This is a genomic window from Aquimarina mytili (genome assembly GCF_016735115.1).
GTDB lineage: Bacteria > Bacteroidota > Bacteroidia > Flavobacteriales > Flavobacteriaceae > Aquimarina > Aquimarina mytili.
Genome location: NZ_JAERQJ010000016.1, coordinates 1 through 19,438 on the forward strand (window position 1 = coordinate 1; position 19,438 = coordinate 19,438).

General features: G+C 33.0%; 13 protein-coding genes, 1 other RNA gene and 1 pseudogene. 11 read left to right on the top strand and 4 right to left on the bottom strand.

Annotation, left to right across the window (positions count from 1 at the left end):
* The 5 genes and pseudogenes from JJQ60_RS20830 to JJQ60_RS20850 form a co-directional block, all read left to right on the top strand.
* Positions 1-140: pseudogene (locus tag JJQ60_RS20830) on the top strand (type IX secretion system membrane protein PorP/SprF); the annotation flags it as partial.
* Between the two features lie 59 nt (positions 141-199).
* Positions 200-2,167, top strand: coding sequence for an OmpA family protein (locus JJQ60_RS20835; protein WP_201924484.1), 1,968 nt, complete (start codon positions 200-202; stop codon positions 2,165-2,167).
* A 141-nt stretch (positions 2,168-2,308) separates the two neighbouring features.
* Positions 2,309-3,124 carry a mechanosensitive ion channel family protein gene (locus JJQ60_RS20840; protein WP_201924486.1) on the top strand — a complete coding sequence of 272 codons (816 nt, stop codon included), beginning with the start codon at positions 2,309-2,311 and terminating at the stop codon, positions 3,122-3,124.
* A 1,631-nt stretch (positions 3,125-4,755) separates the two neighbouring features.
* Positions 4,756-5,412, top strand: a complete 657-nt coding sequence (locus JJQ60_RS20845; RefSeq protein ID WP_201924488.1) for a TrmH family RNA methyltransferase — start codon at positions 4,756-4,758, stop codon at positions 5,410-5,412.
* A gap of 26 nt (positions 5,413-5,438) precedes the next feature.
* A complete protein-coding gene (locus JJQ60_RS20850) occupies positions 5,439-5,804 on the top strand; it encodes a VOC family protein (RefSeq protein ID WP_201924490.1) in 366 nt (121 codons plus the stop codon).
* Between the two features lie 94 nt (positions 5,805-5,898).
* Here JJQ60_RS20850 and JJQ60_RS20855 read toward each other — a convergent pair whose 3' ends face one another.
* The 3 genes from JJQ60_RS20855 to JJQ60_RS20865 form a co-directional block, all read right to left on the bottom strand.
* Entirely contained in the window at positions 5,899-6,678 is a 780-nt protein-coding gene (locus tag JJQ60_RS20855) for a carboxypeptidase-like regulatory domain-containing protein (protein ID WP_201924492.1), read from the bottom strand.
* An 84-nt stretch (positions 6,679-6,762) separates the two neighbouring features.
* Positions 6,763-8,526, bottom strand: a complete 1,764-nt coding sequence (locus JJQ60_RS20860; protein ID WP_201924495.1) for a DEAD/DEAH box helicase — start codon at positions 8,524-8,526, stop codon at positions 6,763-6,765.
* 177 nt (positions 8,527-8,703) lie between these two features.
* Entirely contained in the window at positions 8,704-9,753 is a 1,050-nt protein-coding gene (locus JJQ60_RS20865) for a glutaminyl-peptide cyclotransferase (RefSeq protein WP_201924496.1), read from the bottom strand.
* A gap of 87 nt (positions 9,754-9,840) precedes the next feature.
* Here JJQ60_RS20865 and ffs point away from each other — a divergent pair.
* From ffs to fsa, 3 genes are all read left to right on the top strand, one after another.
* Positions 9,841-9,939: signal recognition particle sRNA small type (ffs, locus tag JJQ60_RS20870), an RNA gene on the top strand.
* A gap of 98 nt (positions 9,940-10,037) precedes the next feature.
* Positions 10,038-10,856, top strand: a complete 819-nt coding sequence (locus JJQ60_RS20875; RefSeq protein ID WP_201924497.1) for an SDR family oxidoreductase — start codon at positions 10,038-10,040, stop codon at positions 10,854-10,856.
* Positions 10,857-10,974: 118 nt separating this feature from the next.
* A complete protein-coding gene (gene fsa, locus JJQ60_RS20880) occupies positions 10,975-11,628 on the top strand; it encodes a fructose-6-phosphate aldolase (RefSeq protein ID WP_201924498.1) in 654 nt (217 codons plus the stop codon).
* 61 nt (positions 11,629-11,689) lie between these two features.
* Here fsa and JJQ60_RS20885 read toward each other — a convergent pair whose 3' ends face one another.
* On the bottom strand, positions 11,690-13,135 hold the full coding sequence (locus tag JJQ60_RS20885; protein WP_201924499.1) for a hypothetical protein: 1,446 nt from the start codon (positions 13,133-13,135) through the stop codon (positions 11,690-11,692).
* Between the two features lie 265 nt (positions 13,136-13,400).
* Here JJQ60_RS20885 and JJQ60_RS20890 point away from each other — a divergent pair, with 265 nt between their 5' ends.
* The 3 genes from JJQ60_RS20890 to JJQ60_RS20900 all read left to right on the top strand — a co-directional run bounded on the left by JJQ60_RS20890 (position 13,401) and on the right by JJQ60_RS20900 (position 19,330).
* Positions 13,401-15,026 (top strand): ABC-F family ATP-binding cassette domain-containing protein, encoded by a 1,626-nt coding sequence (locus JJQ60_RS20890; RefSeq protein WP_201924504.1) that lies wholly within the window; start codon positions 13,401-13,403, stop codon positions 15,024-15,026.
* Between the two features lie 379 nt (positions 15,027-15,405).
* Positions 15,406-15,831 carry a hypothetical protein gene (locus JJQ60_RS20895; RefSeq protein ID WP_201924506.1) on the top strand — a complete coding sequence of 142 codons (426 nt, stop codon included), beginning with the start codon at positions 15,406-15,408 and terminating at the stop codon, positions 15,829-15,831.
* Between the two features lies 1 nt (position 15,832).
* A complete protein-coding gene (locus tag JJQ60_RS20900) occupies positions 15,833-19,330 on the top strand; it encodes a T9SS type A sorting domain-containing protein (RefSeq protein WP_201924507.1) in 3,498 nt (1,165 codons plus the stop codon).
* The last annotated feature ends 108 nt before the right edge of the window (positions 19,331-19,438 follow it).

Below are 19,438 nucleotides of genomic sequence, written 5' to 3' on the forward strand. Positions count from 1 at the left end.
CGATGATGATTGGCTTTGCATATGACAGAGAGACTACCGAGTTGGGGCAATCCCAATTTAATGATGGGAGTTATGAGGTGATGCTACGTTTTGAGCTTTTCAAGAAGTATAACCGAATGCTAACCCCTCGTTTCTTTTAATAAAAATCAAGATCTATATAAAATTCAGTTTTTAGCTTCAACACAAAGATGAAAAAATTATGAGCTTAAAAAATTACTTAATCCCTTTATCCCTTAGTCTATTACTATCCTGTAGTGTTTTTTCTCAGCATGAAAAACGTTTAGAAAAAGCAGACGAAAACTTTAATCGTTTTGCTTTTGTTGATGCTCGTAAGATATATCATAAAGTAGCAGAAAAAGGATATGAATCTTTAGATCTATTAAAAAAGCTTGGAGACTCCTATTATTTTAATGCCGAATTAGATCAGGCTGTGGTTTGGTATGAAAAGTTGATCACTAATTATGGCGACGAGGTAGACCCTGAGTATATATTTAGGTATTCTCAATGTTTGAAAAACGTAAAGCGTTATGAGGAGGCTGATACAATGATGGAGAAATTCAATGCATTATCATCTAATGATCAGCGGGCTGAGTTTTTTGTAAACACACGAGACTACTTGAATTTTATAGAGTTGCAATCTGGTAAATTTAGATTACTCAAACTAACGACAAACTCAAAATATTCTGATTATGCTCCTAGTTTTAATAATCAAGGACAATTAGTTTTTGCCTCTTCTCGAGGAGGCAGTGGTATGAGCAAAACGGTTCATGAATGGAATGAAATGCCTTTTTTGAATTTGTTTTCTTCAGATATTATAGAGGCCAATGGGATTTTAAAAACCCCTAAAAAATTAAAAGGAAAAATAAACTCAAAGTTTCATGAGTCTTCGACTTCTTTTAGTAAAGATGGACAAACAGTATATTTCACCAGGAATAATTATACCAAAAGAAAATTAGGTAAAAACGCAGAAGGAAACATTCTGCTCAAAATATACAGAGCTACATTAGATGAAGGAGTTTGGAAAAACATCGAAGAGTTATCATTTAATGATAATGAATATTCTGTAGCTCACCCTGCTTTAAGTGCAGATGGTAAGAAGTTATATTTTGCGAGTGATATGCCGGGCAGTAAAGGGTTATCAGATTTGTATGTTGTTGATGTACATGAGGATGGAACCTTTGGTGAGCCTAAAAACCTGGGCGATCATATTAACACTGAAGGTAGAGAAACTTTTCCTTATATCAGTGATTCGGGAAGACTCTATTTTGCCAGTGATGGTCATATTGGTTTAGGGGGATTGGATGTATTTGTAGCGGTACCCGAGGGTGATGGTTTTTCAATTCCCTACAATGTTGGTAAACCTGTAAATGGTTCTACCGATGATTTTACCTTTGTGCTTAATGAGGATACAAAGATTGGCTATTTTTCTAGTAATCGAGCCGGAGGAAAAGGATATGATGATATTTATAGTTTTAAACAAACCGGAGAATTGATTACCAGTTGTAATCAATATGTATCGGGCGTGGTTACAGATGCTAATTCTAAAGAAATACTATCAGATACCGAGGTAATCTTGCTTGATGATAATAATAATGAGTTACAACGAACCACAACCGATACCAAGGGAGCGTACAAATTTGATTTAGAGTGTGAAACAAAATACATTGTAAGAGCAACAAAGTCGGAATATGCGCCTACAGAGGTGTTATTACCAACAAACAATGTATTGGAGTATGAGTATACACTTCCTTTACAAATAAGTAAAGGTGGTTTAGAAGATAAAGAAGCAAAAGAAGGAGATGATCTTGCCAAACTATTAGCATTACAGACGATTTATTTTGATCTTAATAAATCTAATATTCGTTCAGATGCAGAAGTAGAGTTACAGAAAATAATAGCCACACTCCAAGAATATCCACAATTGAAGATTGATGTCAGATCTCATACCGACAGTAGAGCCGATGATAACTACAATATGTACTTGAGTGAGCGAAGAGCAAAAAGTACGATTAAATATATTGTTGAAAAAGGAGGAATCGAGGCTTCAAGAGTAACCGGAAGAGGATATGGAGAAGCTAACCTTATTAATACCTGCAAAAATGGTATAAAATGTAGCGATAAAGACCATCAACTAAACCGTAGAAGCGAGTTTATTGTGATTAAATAACCATTTTATACATAATATACATAATTTATATTTTTATTCATTGATTAGAATTAATAAATTTAACTATTCGGAAATCGATTCCGAATAGTTCCTGTATGACAAAATATACGTTCTACTTTTCAAATAAAATTAAAGGTTACAATGGAAAAAGCACAGAAATGGCTAAACTATGGTATTGAATTAGCAAAAGAATTTGGTCCAAAACTTATTACTGCCATCCTTATTTACATTATAGGGTCATGGTTGATCAAAAAGATAATTAGTACGACCGGTAAGGTGATGTCTAAAAGTAAGTATGACGAATCATTACAAAAGTTTTTGCTAAATCTGGTCTCGTGGGCGTTAAAAATATTTTTGATCATTATTGTAATTTCAAGGCTAGGTGTAGATGTAACCACTTTTGCTGCTGTTATTGCTGCTGCTGGTCTTGCTGTAGGATTGGCATTACAAGGGTCACTTTCTAATTTTGCAGGAGGAGTGCTTATCATGATATTTAGACCCTATAAAATTGGAGATGTTATAGAAGCACAAGGTGCATTAGGAACGGTAAAAGAAATTGAAATATTTACAACGAAATTAGTCACGCCAGAAAATAAACTTGCGATTGTTCCAAATGGAGCATTAGCCAATGGTAATATTATTAATTATACCGCCGAAGGAAAAATGAGAGTGGACATTACAATTGGGATAGGTTATGATGAAGATATAAAAAAGGCTAAAGACATATTACTAGAAGTTCTAACAACAAATGATAAAGTGCTAAAGGATCCTGCTCCCTCTGTAAATGTATCTAATCTTGGTGAGAGTTCTGTTGATTTAGCAGTGAGACCATATTGTACACCAGAGGATTACTGGGATGTATACTTTGCGACTATGGAAAATTGTAAAGCGGCATTGGATAAAGCTGGTATTGAAATCCCATATCCACATTCAGTAGAGATTCAAAAGCAAGAATAAATAAAATCTTAAGTATTAAAAGATATAATTAGATTTTAAAGTATTTATACTATACTTATTTTAGGGTACTAAACTGCGGGTATCCCACTCATCAAAAAAATGAATGCCATATTTGTTGAAGCATGTTAGTATGTGTAAATAGTTTATCTATTTTAAAAGAGAATTAAGGTTAAAATGATATAATTTGAAGCATGCTTTCTTAAATCTAATCTAACTATCGGAAAACTAGAGTTAAAACATTTTTTTAACACTTTTTTTATGGGAAATAAGTACTAATTTGACGTTTTTACTGAAATTTTTAAAAGGATAAAAAGTGTAAAAAACAGGTTTAAAAATACATATTAACTTTATTTTAAAAAGAATTTTCCTACTTTTTTATAAAATTATATACTTTTTTTAAATAGATATTCAATTGTAATTTATTGTTTTTTAGTTGTTTATGGTGTTTATAGTATGTTTTTTAAGTTTTTCTTATGAGCTTTTCCTTTTTTTTAAAAGTATTTTTCATAAATAAGGTTTTAACGTAGTTTTTATGAGGTTTTTTGTCAATGTATTTTAACAAATAGTACCTATATTTAGGTATGCGTTTTTTTTAAAACGTGGTAGTATAATTTTTTTGCATAAAACGTTTATTTTCTTACCCCACCCTGAACTTTTATGCTATTATAGCTTTGTATAAAAATGTAAAGCTATCAATTATTTCTGTATAATTATATGCCATTATTTTGGTTGATAAATTATACGGCTACTTTATTGTTGTAGTCTTTTTTTTGACTTTACATATAAAATAAAGAGCATCAAATAATATGAGTTTTAGTAAAATAATAGTTGTAGTTCGAATCAACTAATATTGCACTTAAACTAAAAAACAACCCCGCAATTGCAAAACTTTGGCGAGCCAACAAAAGCAGGGTCTGATTAACGATTAATATTAAATTAACCATTATGCTTGGATCTTTACTATCTATATTTAGAAATTCTTTTCGATTCTATTCTATTATACTTATTAAGTGTCTTTCCCTTAGAAAGAGATTATTTTTCTATGTGTCCCTAAGAACGAAATATAGGGATTTTAAATTATTTTTTACGGAATCCCGTAATATTTTTAGCATTTCCTTAACATATCTAGTCGTAGCCTTGATAACTTTTTTACGGCGCTATGGTATGATAAATAGATCTAGCGTCTTGTATTTGCGATATGTTACAGTTTTTTTAGTACTGATCATAAGTAGATTGCTTGTGCCCGTAAACAATTACTATTAAACCTTAAAGTATGGAATACCTAGATTATGAATTAAAAATATAAACTAATTGTACTGTGTATAATTAGTTGTACGATGCATTTTGACGATGTGTTTACTTAAAACCTCCCGTTATTAGGGGTAATTGCGGGGGGTTTTCTTTTAAAAGGATACAATTAAATTCTAAATTTTAAAACCATTGTGTTTTATAATTTGCGATCGTATCGATCGTATTAATATTTTAAGTGTTTGTTGATCTAACTAAATGATAATGTTTAATTCTTATTGTGTCATTTAGATAGGTTATTAGGATTGAAGCTAAGCTGCCTTTTGTGATTGGGGCAGCTTTTTTTATTAAAAAATAAGAGATGTTTTTATATTTTAGCGTTCATGATAGATGTTGACCTTATAGCCTATTTAGAATCATTTCTGACTCCAAGACGATTGGGATTATATCAAAAAGTTTTAAATGAACGAACCAATTATTTTACGGTCGCAATAGAAGATGTATATCAATTGCATAATACAAGTGCAGTTATACGCAGTTGCGATGTATTTGGAATCCAGAATGTTCATGTAATCGAAGAAGTAAATGTGAAGCGTATTGATAGAGAAATTGCTATGGGAGCTCAAAAATGGGTCGATATTAATAGGCATGGTACTACTACTGCATGTTTGAAAACGTTAAAAGACAAGGGGTATCAGATAGTGGCAACAACACCTCATAATGATTCTATGGTTTTACAAGAATTTGATATTACCAAACCTTCAGCTTTTTTCTTTGGAAGAGAGCAGCAAGGATTAAGTGACACTGTGCTTGATGCAGCGGATAGTATGTTGCATATTCCGATGGTAGGGTTTACCGAAAGTCTTAATATCTCAGTTTCGGCGGCGATTATATTGCAGCATGTCACTGCTCAACTAAGAGCATCGGATATCATATGGCAATTATCTGAGGAAGAGAAATTACAAAAACGTATGGAGTGGGCAAAAAAAGCAATTAAAAGCCATAAACAAATCATTGCCAGATATCATGAAAATAAGTAACTTTCTAACAGATAATACTTAACATTATGGTTACTTGGTTCGAAATTCCGGTTAGAGATATGGGTAGAGCAAAAATCTTTTATGAAAAGGTTTTTGATATCGAAATTAGTTTACAAGAAATGGATGACATTCAAATGGGGTGGTTTCCTAATAAAAACCAAGTAGGTATAGCTACTGGTACTTTAATTTATGCAGGAGAACATTATACACCAAGTGCCGATGGCGTATTAGTATATTTTTCTTGTGATGACGTTGCCGCCGAAATTAGTAGAGTAGAAGCTGCTGGAGGCAAAGTCATTTCTGCTAAAAAGTTGATTTCGGAAAATCATGGTTATATGGCATATTTTATTGATTCTGAAGGTAACCGAATTGCTTTGCATTCTCAAAAGTAAATTAAGTGATTGCAAATCTTATAAAATCTGTTAAACATGAACTAGAATACACAGAAGATAGCTGGTTAGAATTTATATAATACTAATCAATAGTTTATTTCCTATCCAAAACTTTATATTCTTCGTAACACTCACTAATCGCATCAAGTATCTGAAGGTCGTTGGCAAATTTTATAAAATCTACAGAGTAATTACAATTTCTAAGAATCTCATCAATATCTAAACGATCTACTTGTAATAATGCCATCAACGTTTCACGGTCAAATTTGGTTTGAAGAAGATTTCTAATCTTGTCATCTTTCTTCATCTTGCGTAATTTTCTTAGCTCTTTAGACCGTTTACTGAAAGTGTTGTATAAGAAATCTGCAGGGTTAAATATAGCACCCAAAACTTTATTAACGGCACCTGGTTGTTTGTTTCCTCCTTCATAACCAGAATCTAGTCCAGAAATACTATATCTGTAATTGTTATATACTGGAATTCTTTTAGCATCAATTTCTAAATACCCGGTAAGCTGCACATCTGCAACAACTACTTCTTCTAATGCAATACCAAGCTCGGTCATTTTAATTTTAACTTCGCCAAATTTTACCCAGTCATTAGTAACTCTAACTTTTAAGGGTTTGTATCCTATATAGGTAAAATACAACGTATCATTTACTTTGGCCTGGATAGAAAAATCACCTTCATCGTTTGTAATAGTACCAATTACCTGACTTAGATTTACAATATGAACGTTTTCTAGTTTTTTATCAGTCGAAGCATTCAATACTTTTCCAGACACTGTGCCTGATTCTTGTTTGGGTGTATCGTCTTGTGCATAACTGGTTATGCTGGTAAGTATTAGTGCTATGTATAATAAAATTCTTTTCATAGATTAAATTATGACGTTCAATTTTTTAAGTAAAATAACATAAAAACCGCGCCAAAAATCATATTACTATGTTAATATCTAGATTTATCTGCGGTCACTACGTTTCCTACGATCTCTTCCTCTATTTCCGCCTTGGTTTCTATCTTCTTTTTTATCGAAACGTTTTTTACCTTTTGGCTTAAACCCTTCGCTTCTTCGTTTTCCTTTAAAACTACCACCATTATCACGACCACGGCGGCGACCTCGATTACGACCAGAATCTTTTGAAATTTCTACATTTACCTTTCTACCTTCCATTCTGAAATCCTCAAAAATAGATAAGACTCTTTCCTGGTATTCTGATGCGGTATTAAAAAATGAAAAACTTTCTTTAACATCAACTCGACTTAAAACATCGCTTCCTAATTCTAATACTTCTTTTAGGAAATCTTTTAAAGTCATCCAGTCAAAACCATCTTTTTCTCCAACATTGATAAAGTATCGAGTGCTTCCATCATTACTAGATTCTCTTCCGCTATCTCCTGCAGCTGCATTAAGATCTCTGGCATTCTTATAATAATTGTGAAAACGAGAGAATTCCACCGAGAAGAATTTTTTAATTAACTCTTCTTTAGAAAAGTCCTCTAACACTTCATTTATAGAAGGTAAATAACTGTCAATTTCATGATTTATTTCTGCTTTTCCAATATCGCTAGCTAAGTGAAAAAGTTGCACCTGGCAGATTTCTTCTCCGCTAGGAATTTCTTTTTTCTCAAAACTCTTTTTGATAATACGTTCAACAGATTTGATTTTTCTGATTTCGCTTTTTGAAACGATAACCATAGAAACACCACTTTTTCCTGCACGTCCTGTTCTTCCACTTCGGTGTGTGTAGGTTTCAATCTCGTCTGGCAATTGATAATTAATTACATGAGTAACATCATCTACATCAATTCCACGTGCAGCAACATCAGTAGCTACTAACATTTGTATTTGACGATTTCTGAAGCTTTTCATTACCAGGTCACGTTGATTTTGACTTAAATCACCATGTAAAGCTGCAGCATTATATCCATCACCAATAAGGTTTTCTGCTACTTTTTGAGTATCGCGCTTTGTACGGCAAAATACTACAGAAAAGATATCTGGATTTGCATCAGCTAATCGCTTTAATGCGGCATATCGATCTCGTGAATTAACGACATAGTACTCGTGGGAAACATTTTTTGATCCAGTATTTTTATGTCCAACCGTAATTTCTACCGGTTTTTGCATAAAACGTTTTGCTATTGTTGCGACTTCTTTAGGCATCGTTGCAGAAAATAACCACGTGTTTTTGTCTTCTGGAGTATGAGATAATATGGCGTTGATATCTTCATAGAATCCCATATTAAGCATTTCATCAGCTTCATCAAGCACGCAATAACCGATATTGGTAATATCTACCATTTTACGGTTTATCATATCTTGCATACGGCCAGGAGTTGCTACAATAATTTGAGCTCCTCGTTTTATTTGTTTTGCTTGTTCTGTAATACTAGCACCACCGTATATAGCCACGGTGTGTAATCCTGGGATAAACTTAGAATAGTTTTTAAGTTCATTTGTAATCTGTAAACAAAGTTCGCGGGTAGGAGAAAGGATTAATCCTTGTGTGATTCTACTTTTGCTATCTATTTTTTCGATTAAAGGAAAACCAAAAGCTGCAGTTTTTCCTGTTCCGGTTTGTGCTAAGGCTACAATATCTGTATCCTGTTCAAGTAAGATAGGAATAGCCTTTTCTTGCACCTCACTTGGGGTTTCAAACCCCATATCATTCACAGCCTTTATTATGGCTTCACCTAGACCTAACGCTTCAAATTTGTTCATATAAGTAAAAATAAGCCGCAAAGGTACGGTTTATTATTTGTCTATTACAATAACGAGGTAGTTATTATAGTGTTGCAATTTTAAAGATTCAATCTAAAAGAGAAATGCAATGTAGTTGTTGTTTACCTAATAAGGAGATATTATATAATTTTATAGGATGTTTCAATGATAAACCATTTACTTTATAACTTCAATTTCGAAAAGTTTATCCCAGTTTTTTCCAGTTACAAATAATTGTTTAGTGTCTTTCTTATATGCAATACCATTTAATACATCAAGATTTTCATGTTGACTTACTTTTTTTCGTAATCCTGATAGGTCAATTACCCCTTCTAATGCACCATTTTTGGGATTAATAATAGCAATCCCATCTTTTTGCCAGGTATTGGCATAAATTTTACCATCAATCCACTCTAGTTCATTAAATTTAGATTTTACACTTTTATTGGTAGTTATTTCTATATATTCTTTTTCTGCAAGTGTATTGGGGTTTAACAGCCATATTTTTTCGGTACCATCACTTTTATAGATATGTTCTCCATCATTACATAATCCCCAACCTTCTTTACTCTTATTATAGGCAAAATTTCCGGTTTTTTTCATGGTATTCAGATCATATATAAATCCTTCTTTGGCTTGCCAGGTTAGTTGAAAAATTTGATCATTTAAAATTGTAATCCCTTCAGCAAAATATTCTTTAGGAACCTCTATTTTGGTGAGCACATCACCTGTTTTATAGTTAACTTTTCGCAGAGAAGATTTTCCTTTTCTACCTGTACTTTCATAGAGAGTGTCGCCATAAAATTCTAATCCTTGAGTAAAAGCTTGTTTGTCATGAGGATACTCTGCTATAATTTTATACGAATATAATTTAGGGGATTTGTTGTTTAAAAATGTAATTTTTTTGGTAATTGTATCTACATTTCCATCATAAAATACTTGCGCTTGTAGTACGTTATGCCCTAATCTTTCTGTGTCAATTTTTTCTTCAAAACTGTAATCCGGTTTTGAGCGGGTTGTTTTTTGGTTTAAAATATAAGTAACCGAATCTATGGTTATATTTTGTTTGTTTTTTATGCTTGCCTTCATCGTTTCTCCAAGCTTAAAGGTTGACTTATTATTCTCTGTTTGGATAGAAAAATATTTTTTTTTCTTTTCCTGGTTACTTCCGCATGAACATAAGGTTAAGCTTAATATAATGACGATTAAGGAGTTATAGATCTTCATTTTGATAATTTAATTTAGAGCAAGATATTTATTTTAATTGGGTTTAAAAAATCGTTGTTTTATATGCGAAAGATCGTATCTTTGCATCGGCAAGTCCTACACAACTAGCTCCTGTTGAATCCTCCAGGGCGGGAACGCAGCAAAGGTATACGGTTGTAGCGGTGTGATGTAGGTAGCTTGCCTTTTTTTGTACCTGCTATTTAGATGTTTTCTCCTTAAATTTTGCTCGATAATTCCTAATTCTTTGCTCTATATTCGTAAATCATAATTGTATATTTGTGGTCATGAGTTTAGATCAAAATCCAATCATTTTAATTACAGGAGGTTCTTCGGGAATCGGAAAATCTATAGGAACATTTTTAACAGATAAAGGGTATGTGGTTTACGGTACCAGTCGTAATCCAGAGAGATATACGGACTTTGAACCTTTTGAATTACTTCAGTTAGATGTTGCTGATGTAAAAAGTGTCAATTCTGCTGTTGAAACCATTAAAGAGAAGCATGGACGATTAGATATATTGATTAATAATGCGGGTGCAGGTATTATGGGGCCTATTGAAGAAGTACCGGAAGAAGAGATTATCAAGAATTTTACAACAAATTATTTCGGGCCTATCAATGTAACCAAGGCGGTTTTGCCTATTATGCGTAAACAAAAGTCTGGTTTAGTAATTAATATAACTTCTATAGCAGGATATATGGGGTTACCATATCGAGGTATTTACAGTGCTTCTAAAGCAGCACTCGAGATTACAACAGAAGCCTGGAGAATGGAATTGAAAGATTTTAATATTGAAATGACTAACATAGCTCCAGGTGATTTTGCAACCAATATTGCTGCAGGGCGTTACCATGCTCCAGTGTTAGAAGGTTCTCCTTATGAAAAAATCTACGATAAAACCTTAAAGCTTATGGATGAACATGTAGATTCGGGTAGCGATCCTCAGGAAATGGCTAAAGTGGTTTATAAAATTATACATACAAAAAAACCAAATGTAGGGTATAAGGTAGGGGCATTTATGCAAAAATTCTCTATTGTTTTAAAACGAATACTACCGAGTAAAGTATATGAGAAATTACTAATGAATCATTACGAATTATAATCTCATGTTTTCAAAGCTTGATTTTTTTATATTCAATTAACGAAAGATCCTATTAAACCATACCGATTATTTTTATATTCGTGCACTTATAAAAAACATATAATTTAAACACAACAACATGAAATTTTTTATTGATACGGCAAACCTTGATCAAATTAAAGAAGCGCAGGACTTAGGTGTTCTTGATGGAGTGACTACAAACCCTTCTTTAATGGCAAAAGAAGGAATTACTGGTAAAGAAAATATTATTAATCATTATAAAAAAATATGTGAAATCGTAACTGGAGATGTTAGTGCAGAAGTTATCTCTACAGATTATGAAGGAATAATTAAAGAAGGTGAAGAATTAGCGAAGCTACATGATCAAATTATCGTAAAAGTACCTATGATAAAAGATGGAGTAAAAGCTATTAAATACTTTAGTGATAATAATATTAAAACCAATTGTACTTTAGTGTTTTCTGCAGGACAAGCTTTATTAGCAGCGAAAGCAGGTGCTACTTATGTTTCTCCATTTATTGGGAGATTAGACGATATTTCTACAGATGGACTTAATCTTATAGCTGAAATTAGAATGATCTATGATAATTATGGATTTAATACTCAGATTTTGGCAGCTTCTGTAAGACATACAATGCATGTTATCGACTGTGCTAAGATAGGAGCAGATGTAATGACTGGTCCTCTGTCTTCTATTGAAGGATTGCTAAGACATCCATTAACCGATATCGGTTTGGAAAAATTTCTTGCAGACTATAAAAAAGGAAATTAGAAACTGGCATACTATAATGTATATAAAAGATAGCTACTCTTTATTGTAAAGGGTAGCTTTTTTAGTTTCCTAAACTGGCAAGTCTTGTATATTGCATTAATTGCTTTTCAAATACAGATGAAAAAAGATCAGTATTGGCATTGATAATTTTACCATGTTTATTGACGAGGATAACTTTATTTCGGTTATGAATAACAAGTTCTTCAGAGGAACATTTGGGGTACTTAAACTCATATTCATAATTTAAGTTGTAATGGTGTCTTTTAATGGTTTTTAACCAATTTTTCGTTTGCTCGTCATCAGTATTGATAGCAATAAAATCAATGTCGGGATATAATGTACTTAGGTATGATGCTTTTTTATGAGCTCTTACATAGTGATCTTTCCTGTGCATAGACCAGAAATAGAATGCCGTTATAGATTTCTTGAAAAGAGAAGAAAGTCTTACCGTTTCTCCTTTTGATGTAATTAGTGGTTGGTCAGGAATTACATTATTTGGGCGTAACCTAGAAATTGCTCTCGAGAGTTTTCTTAATTCTTGCTGAGATTTCTTATTGGAACTTACCGATAAGTAGTGAGAAAGTACTTTATTAGCTTCAACATTGTTTCTGCTTTCTAATAAAGATTTAGTAGTAACCCTTCTTAGTAAATTGTTCTTTATATAAGGATGCTGTATAATGCTATCGATATGATTTAATTTATGGATAGTACTCCCTATACGGTTTTTATATAGAGGAAACTCTTTAGAGTAATTGGTTAAGGATGAATTCGTAAAATAAAAATTTAAATATCTATTATAAGCGTATAATCTTTTTAATTCATCATCATTATAATCTATGTCGTTTCTGTAATAAAAAAAAGAAACAGGTAAATCTTTTGAAGAATCTAAACCAGCGATGCCATATCGTCTATTAAAATATAATTCATGTCGTGTATAAAAATCATATTTAAAACTGGCTTGTGTTATTTTTTTTGCTAGATCGCTTAATTCATATTTATCAACAAACTTTTGGTATGTTTCAACTTTAAATTTTAATAATGAATCTTGGTGTTTTTTAAAATAAGAAGGAGATAGCCTCAAGCCAGTTCTTCTAATTTTTTCACGTTCAATTTCATTTTGTAAAAACATATCAATTAAGAAATTGTTTTTGCGAGCACCATCACCAGTAAATACAAGTGATTCATCAAATTCAATAGTGTTGAGGCGTATTAGTATACTATCACCTTTTTCTAAAAGAACAATTTGATTTTCTGGATTATGTCTAAAAGAATAAAGACCTTCTTTGAGGTTTTCAATTTTGTGTAAAAACCTATTATTTTTATCTAATGTAATAGTGTCACTTGATCCACTACCATCAGATAGTACAACATAATTAGTATTTGGATTCACTATTTCTCCACCAAAATAGGTGTATTTTCTATTCGTTTTTTCTGAAGAATCACAGCTACAAAGGCAGCAGGACAAAATAGAAAATGATATAACATATTTTATAAAAGAAATTTGCATTTTGAGTATTCTATTACTAACTAGCTATTTGCCCAAAAATAAAAGGAATCATCTTCGACCGTTGTTAATTATAAGTTAATTCTACTCGTCTATACGTTGTAATAAAAAATGTTGTCGTGTAATACCCTCAAAAAGTAGCTTTCTTGTTTATAATTTGTACAAATAATATCCTATTCTTGTTTTTAAATTAATGCCAGATTGTTTCTGGTTCTGAATCCATTTTTCTACTTTTGCGGCAAATTCAAATTTTACACTTTCTTATATTATGTTATCTGTTTCTAATCTCTCTGTTCAATTTGGTAAACGCGTGCTTTTTGACGAAGTAAATACTGCTTTTACTCAAGGTAATTGTTATGGTATTATTGGTGCTAATGGTGCTGGAAAATCTACCTTTCTAAAGATTCTTTCTGGTGTTATGGAAGCAACTTCGGGTCATGTTCATCTTGAGCCTGGTAAAAGAATGTCTGTTTTAGAACAGAACCACTATGCCTATGATGAGTATACTGTTTTAGAAGCGGTTATTATGGGAAATAAACCTCTCTATAAGATAAAGAAAGAAATTGATGCTTTGTATGCTGATTATACCGATGAGAATGCCGAAAAAATAGGAGAGCTTCAGGTGCAATTTGAAGAAATGAATGGTTGGAATGCTGATAGCGATGCGGCAGCAATGCTTTCTAATCTTGGTATTAAAGAAGATTTGCATTATACACAGATGTCAGATCTTGATACCAAGCAAAGAGTACGAGTACTACTTGCTCAATGTTTGTTTGGTAATCCAGATGTGTTGATAATGGATGAGCCTACAAATGATTTGGATTATGAAACTATCTCATGGCTAGAAAACTTTTTAGGGAATTATGAAAATACGGTGATTGTTGTATCTCACGACCGTCATTTTCTGGATGCAGTATGTACGCACATTTCAGATATAGATTTTGGTAAGATTAACCATTATAGCGGTAACTATACATTTTGGTACGAATCTTCTCAATTAGCTGCCAGACAAAGAGCACAACAAAACAAAAAAGCAGAAGAGAAAAAGAAAGAATTACAAGAATTTATTGCACGATTTAGTGCAAATGTGGCAAAATCTAAACAGGCTACCTCTCGTAAAAAAATGATAGAAAAGCTTAATATTGAAGATATAAAACCTTCAAGCCGCCGTTATCCAGCTATAATATTTGAAAGAGATAGAGAAGCTGGTGATCAAATCCTTAATGTAGAAGGGTTAGCTGCTAGTATTGAAGGAGAAACGTTATTTAAGGATATTGATATTAATTTGGCAAAAGGAGATAAAGTTGTCGTTTTTTCTAAAGATTCGAGAGCTACCACCGCATTTTATCAAATTTTAAATGATAAACAAAAAGCAGATGCCGGAAAATTTGCTTGGGGTATCACAACAACACAATCCTATTTGCCCGCCGATAATAGCGAGTATTTTCAAAATGATTTAACACTTGTAGATTGGTTACGTCAATGGGCGACTACAGAAGAAGAGCGTGAAGAGGTGTTCTTAAGAGGATTTCTAGGAAAAATGATTTTTAGTGGTGAAGAAGCACTTAAAAAATCTAATGTGCTTTCTGGAGGAGAAAAAGTACGTTGTATGTTATCTAAAATGATGATGACTAGAGCAAATGTTGTGATGTTAGATGAGCCTACAAATCACTTGGACCTGGAATCGATTACCGCTTTTAATAATTCACTCAAAAAATTTAAAGGAACTGTACTGTTTACTACTCATGATCATGAGTTTGCTCAAACGGTAGGTAATAGAGTGATAGAGTTAACGCCAAATGGTGTGATTGACAGATATACAACATTTGATGAATATATGAGCGACTTGAAAATTAAGGAACTGAGAGAAAAAATGTATGCCGTAAATGTGTAAATTCGATTATATATTATAAACAAAAAAGACCTTGTATTTTACAAGGTCTTTTTTGTTTAAGACTAGTATATATCTCTCATAATTCTTTTTCAATAGAATAATCTGTATAGCTTAGTTTTAAATACATTTTATTAGCATATATGCAAGCTAAATGGGGTATGCTTGATTAACGAATGTTAAATTTGTTAAATTATCATAGGAATTAGTTGTAAAAATTGTCTAATATCTGTTATTTTACACTTTCGTGTGATAGCAGCATCTGTTATTTTGTTTTATCATATTTGAATATATTGACTTCGTCCCCCTTTAGAAGTTTTATGAACATACCTACAATTTAGCTATAGCTAGTAAGCTTTAATAGTTAATTTAATACGGTTCAATGTTATCAAGAAAAATTACACTCATTTTTTTTCTTAATCTCACTGTCTTCTCATTTTCGCAATGTAAAACAGTTGAGAAAAATTCCACAGAAAAGACTTCTGTGCCCACATCAATTATACCCGCTGTGAATAGTTCTTCTAAACCAATGCTAAATGGAGATAGATCCATGGAGCTTCATGTTAAAAAAAATATGAAAGTAGGAGACCCTGCATTTCATTTTGAATATATAGTGTATAAAGCAGGTACAAAAGATATCATAAAGCAAGGCACTTTTAGGGGTACTAATGTTGAGTGGAATAATAATACATCATTAAAGCTTACCCCATATGTCGGGATGGAACAAAAACCCACATCAGATAACCCAGAAGAAGTTTTAAAGAAAAATACTCACACTCAATTAATAATAATCAATTTAAATAACTAAAATGAAACGCAAATTTTACTTTAAACAGTTGCTATTACTAGCCTCTATGGTATTGGTTCTTGCTTCTTGTCAAAACAAGAATGAACAGCCGGTAGTAGAGATGAAGACTCCAGTAGTCGTAAAGAGCAAAAAAACTAAAAAAGATTATAACAAAAAGAAGGGGATTGAGATAATTGCTAATGAATTGGCAAATCTCATGAAACCTATTGGGGCAGAAAAATCATCATATAAAGATGGTTATATGATGACAGAGCATCAAAAAGCTATGAAAAAAGCGAGCGCTTTTAGATCAAAAAGCGCAACAAGCATTATAAATTATACCGAGCGTGGTCCTGCAAATGTACCAGGTAGAATACGTGGGGTAGTAGTAGCTCCAGATAATGCAGATAAATGGTATGCCGGTACTGTAGGTGGAGGACTTTGGGTTACCGAAGATGCCGGAACTACGTGGGAAAACCTTACAGACTATAAAGTACCAAACCTTTCTACATCTACAGTGGCAATAAGTAAAAATAATCCACAAGTAATTTATGTAGGTACAGGTGAGCCTTTTGGTAATCTTGATGCTATTGGTGGAATAGGATTACTAAAATCTTCAAATGGCGGTCGTAGCTGGGAGTATCTTAATAATACAAAAGATTTTGGTGGTATTGGCCGTTTAGCAGTAAATCAAAATGATGAAAATCATCTTGTTGTAGCTAGTACTAACGGTATTTTTGTTACTAGAGATGGTGGTGCTACATGGGCAAACACATATAGCGGAGGTAATGTTCAGGACCTTAATTATGCTACTGATGCATGCACAGTAATGTATGCAGGAGTAAATAGTGTTGGAGTTATCAAAAGTAATAATGGTGGATCAACATGGAATGTAGTACTGAATAAAGATGACTATAATGCAAATCATGCACGTTTTGAGTTAGATATATCACCTGCTAATTCTAATAAGATTTTTGTAGGAGTATATACTCCTCAAGGAGGGGCAACTACAGCTGTTAATACAGATTTTTATGTATCTGATGACGCCGGAGAAACATTTACATTACTAGCTTACGAAGGAGATCCAGCAACTGGTAACCTTGTTACAGGTCAAGGATGGTATGATAATCTTTTAATGGCGCATCCTTTTAACGAAAATATCTTTTATTCAGGAGGTGTTGTAACACATAGAGTAGAAGTAGCAGGAAAACCATTAAGTTATACATATCAACCTATTGCTGCTGGTTATAATAACGAGTTGAATGATTACGTTCATGTAGATCAACATGGAATGACGTATATACCAAGCCCTGGTAAAGACAAAAAATTTAAGTTAATTCTTTCTAATGATGGAGGTGTATATCATACGGATTATCTAGTTGATCCTGGTACAACATTTAATGATTGGTCTCAAGCTGCGGTTGGATTAAATTGTACACAATTTTATGGTGCGGATAAACGCAATGGAGTGCAAGACTATACTGCAGGAGCTCAAGATAATGGAACTTGGATATCATTTACACCAAGTGGAGCAAATGATGAGACAGATTATATCTTCATTATCGGAGGTGATGGTTTTGAAGTGTTATGGAACTATAATGACCCGAATAAGTTTATTGGTGGTTCACAGTTTAATGGATTTGTTCGTTATGTAAATGGACAAGGATTTAATGCAAGACATGGTGAGTCTGGAAGAGGTACTTCACCTTTTTATTCAAAAATAACTAATTCAAATAACAATCCAGATGTTCTGTTTAGCCCTTCAATTAGTGGGGTTTGGAGATCTTCTAACTTTGCAGAAACATGGAGCTTGACACCAATTCCTAATAATTTCTCTGTTGGGGCGTCAAGTTGGTTAGATGTATCTGTATCTACTGCAAATCCTGACGTTGTTTGGGCAGGTAATGCAATGACAGAGTCAGGAAGTTATGTGATGCACGTTTCTAAAGATAATGGAGTGTCTTATGAAGCTACAGCTACTTTTGCTGATCCAAGAGATGGTGTTGGTCATAATTACTTCATAGCTGGTGTAGAGACATCACCAACTAATGCTGATAGAGCATATGTGTTATTCTCTGGTCAGGGTGCAGCTAAAATTCTTAAAACTGAAGATTTAGGACAAACTTGGGAAGATATCTCTGGTTTTTCTACCGGAGAAGATAGAGGTTTTCCAGATGTTGCTATACATAGTTTAGTTGAAATGCCTTTTGACGAAGATAGATTGTGGGTAGGAACTGATATCGGAGTTTTTCAAACTCTTGATGGAGGTAAAAACTGGGCATTATTGGCTGGGTTACCTGCATTCTCTGTTTTTCAGATGAAAATAGTGAACAATGAAGTAGTAATGGCTACTCATGGTAGAGGTGTTTGGACTGCAGAACTTGAAGAGTTAGCTGGGTATGAGCCACCTGCATACTATGCGCCTCCAACAATTGTTAGTGCATCTCAGGAGTCTATAGAAAGTCAAGACGCTATTGTAAAATATGTACAAACTAATGAAAATGCCGAACTAATAAAGGTATTTGTTGATGGGACGGAAGTAGATGAAATCACTGATAATGTAGCTCAGGGTACCGAATTTGAGTATAATATCGATGATTTAACAGAAGGTGAGCATAGCGTTGGATTCCAGGTATTTGATAGCGAAGGGAATAGCTCTATTGTATCAAACTTAGAATTTGATATTATTGATTTTAAAGAGCCAGAATCCTTAGTATCTATTGATACTTTTGAAGCTGCAGATGTGTATACTTTTGGAGGGCAATTCGTAGTTGATAATGTAGGAGGTACTGTTAGCACAGATGTGTTAAGTAATGCAGATCATCCTTATAGAGATGGAACTGAATATAATACAGTATTAAAACATCCCGTATTAGTTACTGCCGGAAATGAAAATCTTTCTTATGAAGATGTTGCTATAGTTGAATTGGGACCTGCTCCTGGACAATTTTATGATCTTGTTGCTGTAGAGGCTTCTTCAGATTTACAAAATTGGGTACAACTGGATGCATATAACGCAGAGAGATTCCCAGAATGGACAGAAGTTTATAATTCTGGACCTACGCCTTCTATAAATGATGGATTGTTTAAAGAACAAACGATAAATCTATTAGACTTCTTTGAAGATGGAGATGTTGTAGCGTTACGTTTCAGACTGTTAACAGATCCAGCAGTTAACTCATTTGGATGGGCAATTCGTTCTATTAATCCGGGTCAGGGAGAAGATGAAGAAGAAACTGCTGAAGAAGAAGAGGAAGAACCAAACCTTGCTGCCAATGGCACAGTATTATTCCCTACAATTTCTGACGGTGAAATTCAGATTTCTTCTAACCCTCCTGTAGCAAATGCAACAGTTTCAATATATAGTTTAAGTGGTAGATTAGTGCATACTCAAAATGTTGGGGCATTAAACAGTTCTGCAAAGACCCTTTATTTGAATACCCTTAAATCAGGAGTATATTTTGCTCAAATAAAAAGGAGTAATGGAACAATTGACAATTCTAAGTTTGTAATTAGATAATTATTTTAGTTACGATTTTAAGATAACTAAATCCAATATATAATAAACCCGAAAGTGATCACTTTCGGGTTTATTTATATTAAAAACTTCTTACTAAGAATGAGGTTG

Bases quoted from the DNA above. Each gene is read 5' to 3' on its own strand.
- JJQ60_RS20840 (WP_201924486.1), top strand. From the start codon at position 2,309: ATGGAAAAAGCACAGAAATGGCTAAACTATGGTATTGAATTAGCAAAA.
- fsa (WP_201924498.1), top strand. From the start codon at position 10,975: ATGAAATTTTTTATTGATACGGCAAACCTTGATCAAATTAAAGAAGCG.
- JJQ60_RS20885 (WP_201924499.1), bottom strand. From the start codon at position 13,135: ATGCAAATTTCTTTTATAAAATATGTTATATCATTTTCTATTTTGTCC.
- JJQ60_RS20895 (WP_201924506.1), top strand. From the start codon at position 15,406: ATGTTATCAAGAAAAATTACACTCATTTTTTTTCTTAATCTCACTGTC.
- JJQ60_RS20860 (WP_201924495.1), bottom strand. From the start codon at position 8,526: ATGAACAAATTTGAAGCGTTAGGTCTAGGTGAAGCCATAATAAAGGCT.
- JJQ60_RS20865 (WP_201924496.1), bottom strand. From the start codon at position 9,753: ATGAAGATCTATAACTCCTTAATCGTCATTATATTAAGCTTAACCTTA.
- JJQ60_RS20875 (WP_201924497.1), top strand. From the start codon at position 10,038: ATGAGTTTAGATCAAAATCCAATCATTTTAATTACAGGAGGTTCTTCG.
- JJQ60_RS20845 (WP_201924488.1), top strand. From the start codon at position 4,756: ATGATAGATGTTGACCTTATAGCCTATTTAGAATCATTTCTGACTCCA.
- JJQ60_RS20890 (WP_201924504.1), top strand. From the start codon at position 13,401: ATGTTATCTGTTTCTAATCTCTCTGTTCAATTTGGTAAACGCGTGCTT.
- JJQ60_RS20835 (WP_201924484.1), top strand. From the start codon at position 200: ATGAGCTTAAAAAATTACTTAATCCCTTTATCCCTTAGTCTATTACTA.
- JJQ60_RS20900 (WP_201924507.1), top strand. From the start codon at position 15,833: ATGAAACGCAAATTTTACTTTAAACAGTTGCTATTACTAGCCTCTATG.
- JJQ60_RS20855 (WP_201924492.1), bottom strand. From the start codon at position 6,678: ATGAAAAGAATTTTATTATACATAGCACTAATACTTACCAGCATAACC.
- JJQ60_RS20850 (WP_201924490.1), top strand. From the start codon at position 5,439: ATGGTTACTTGGTTCGAAATTCCGGTTAGAGATATGGGTAGAGCAAAA.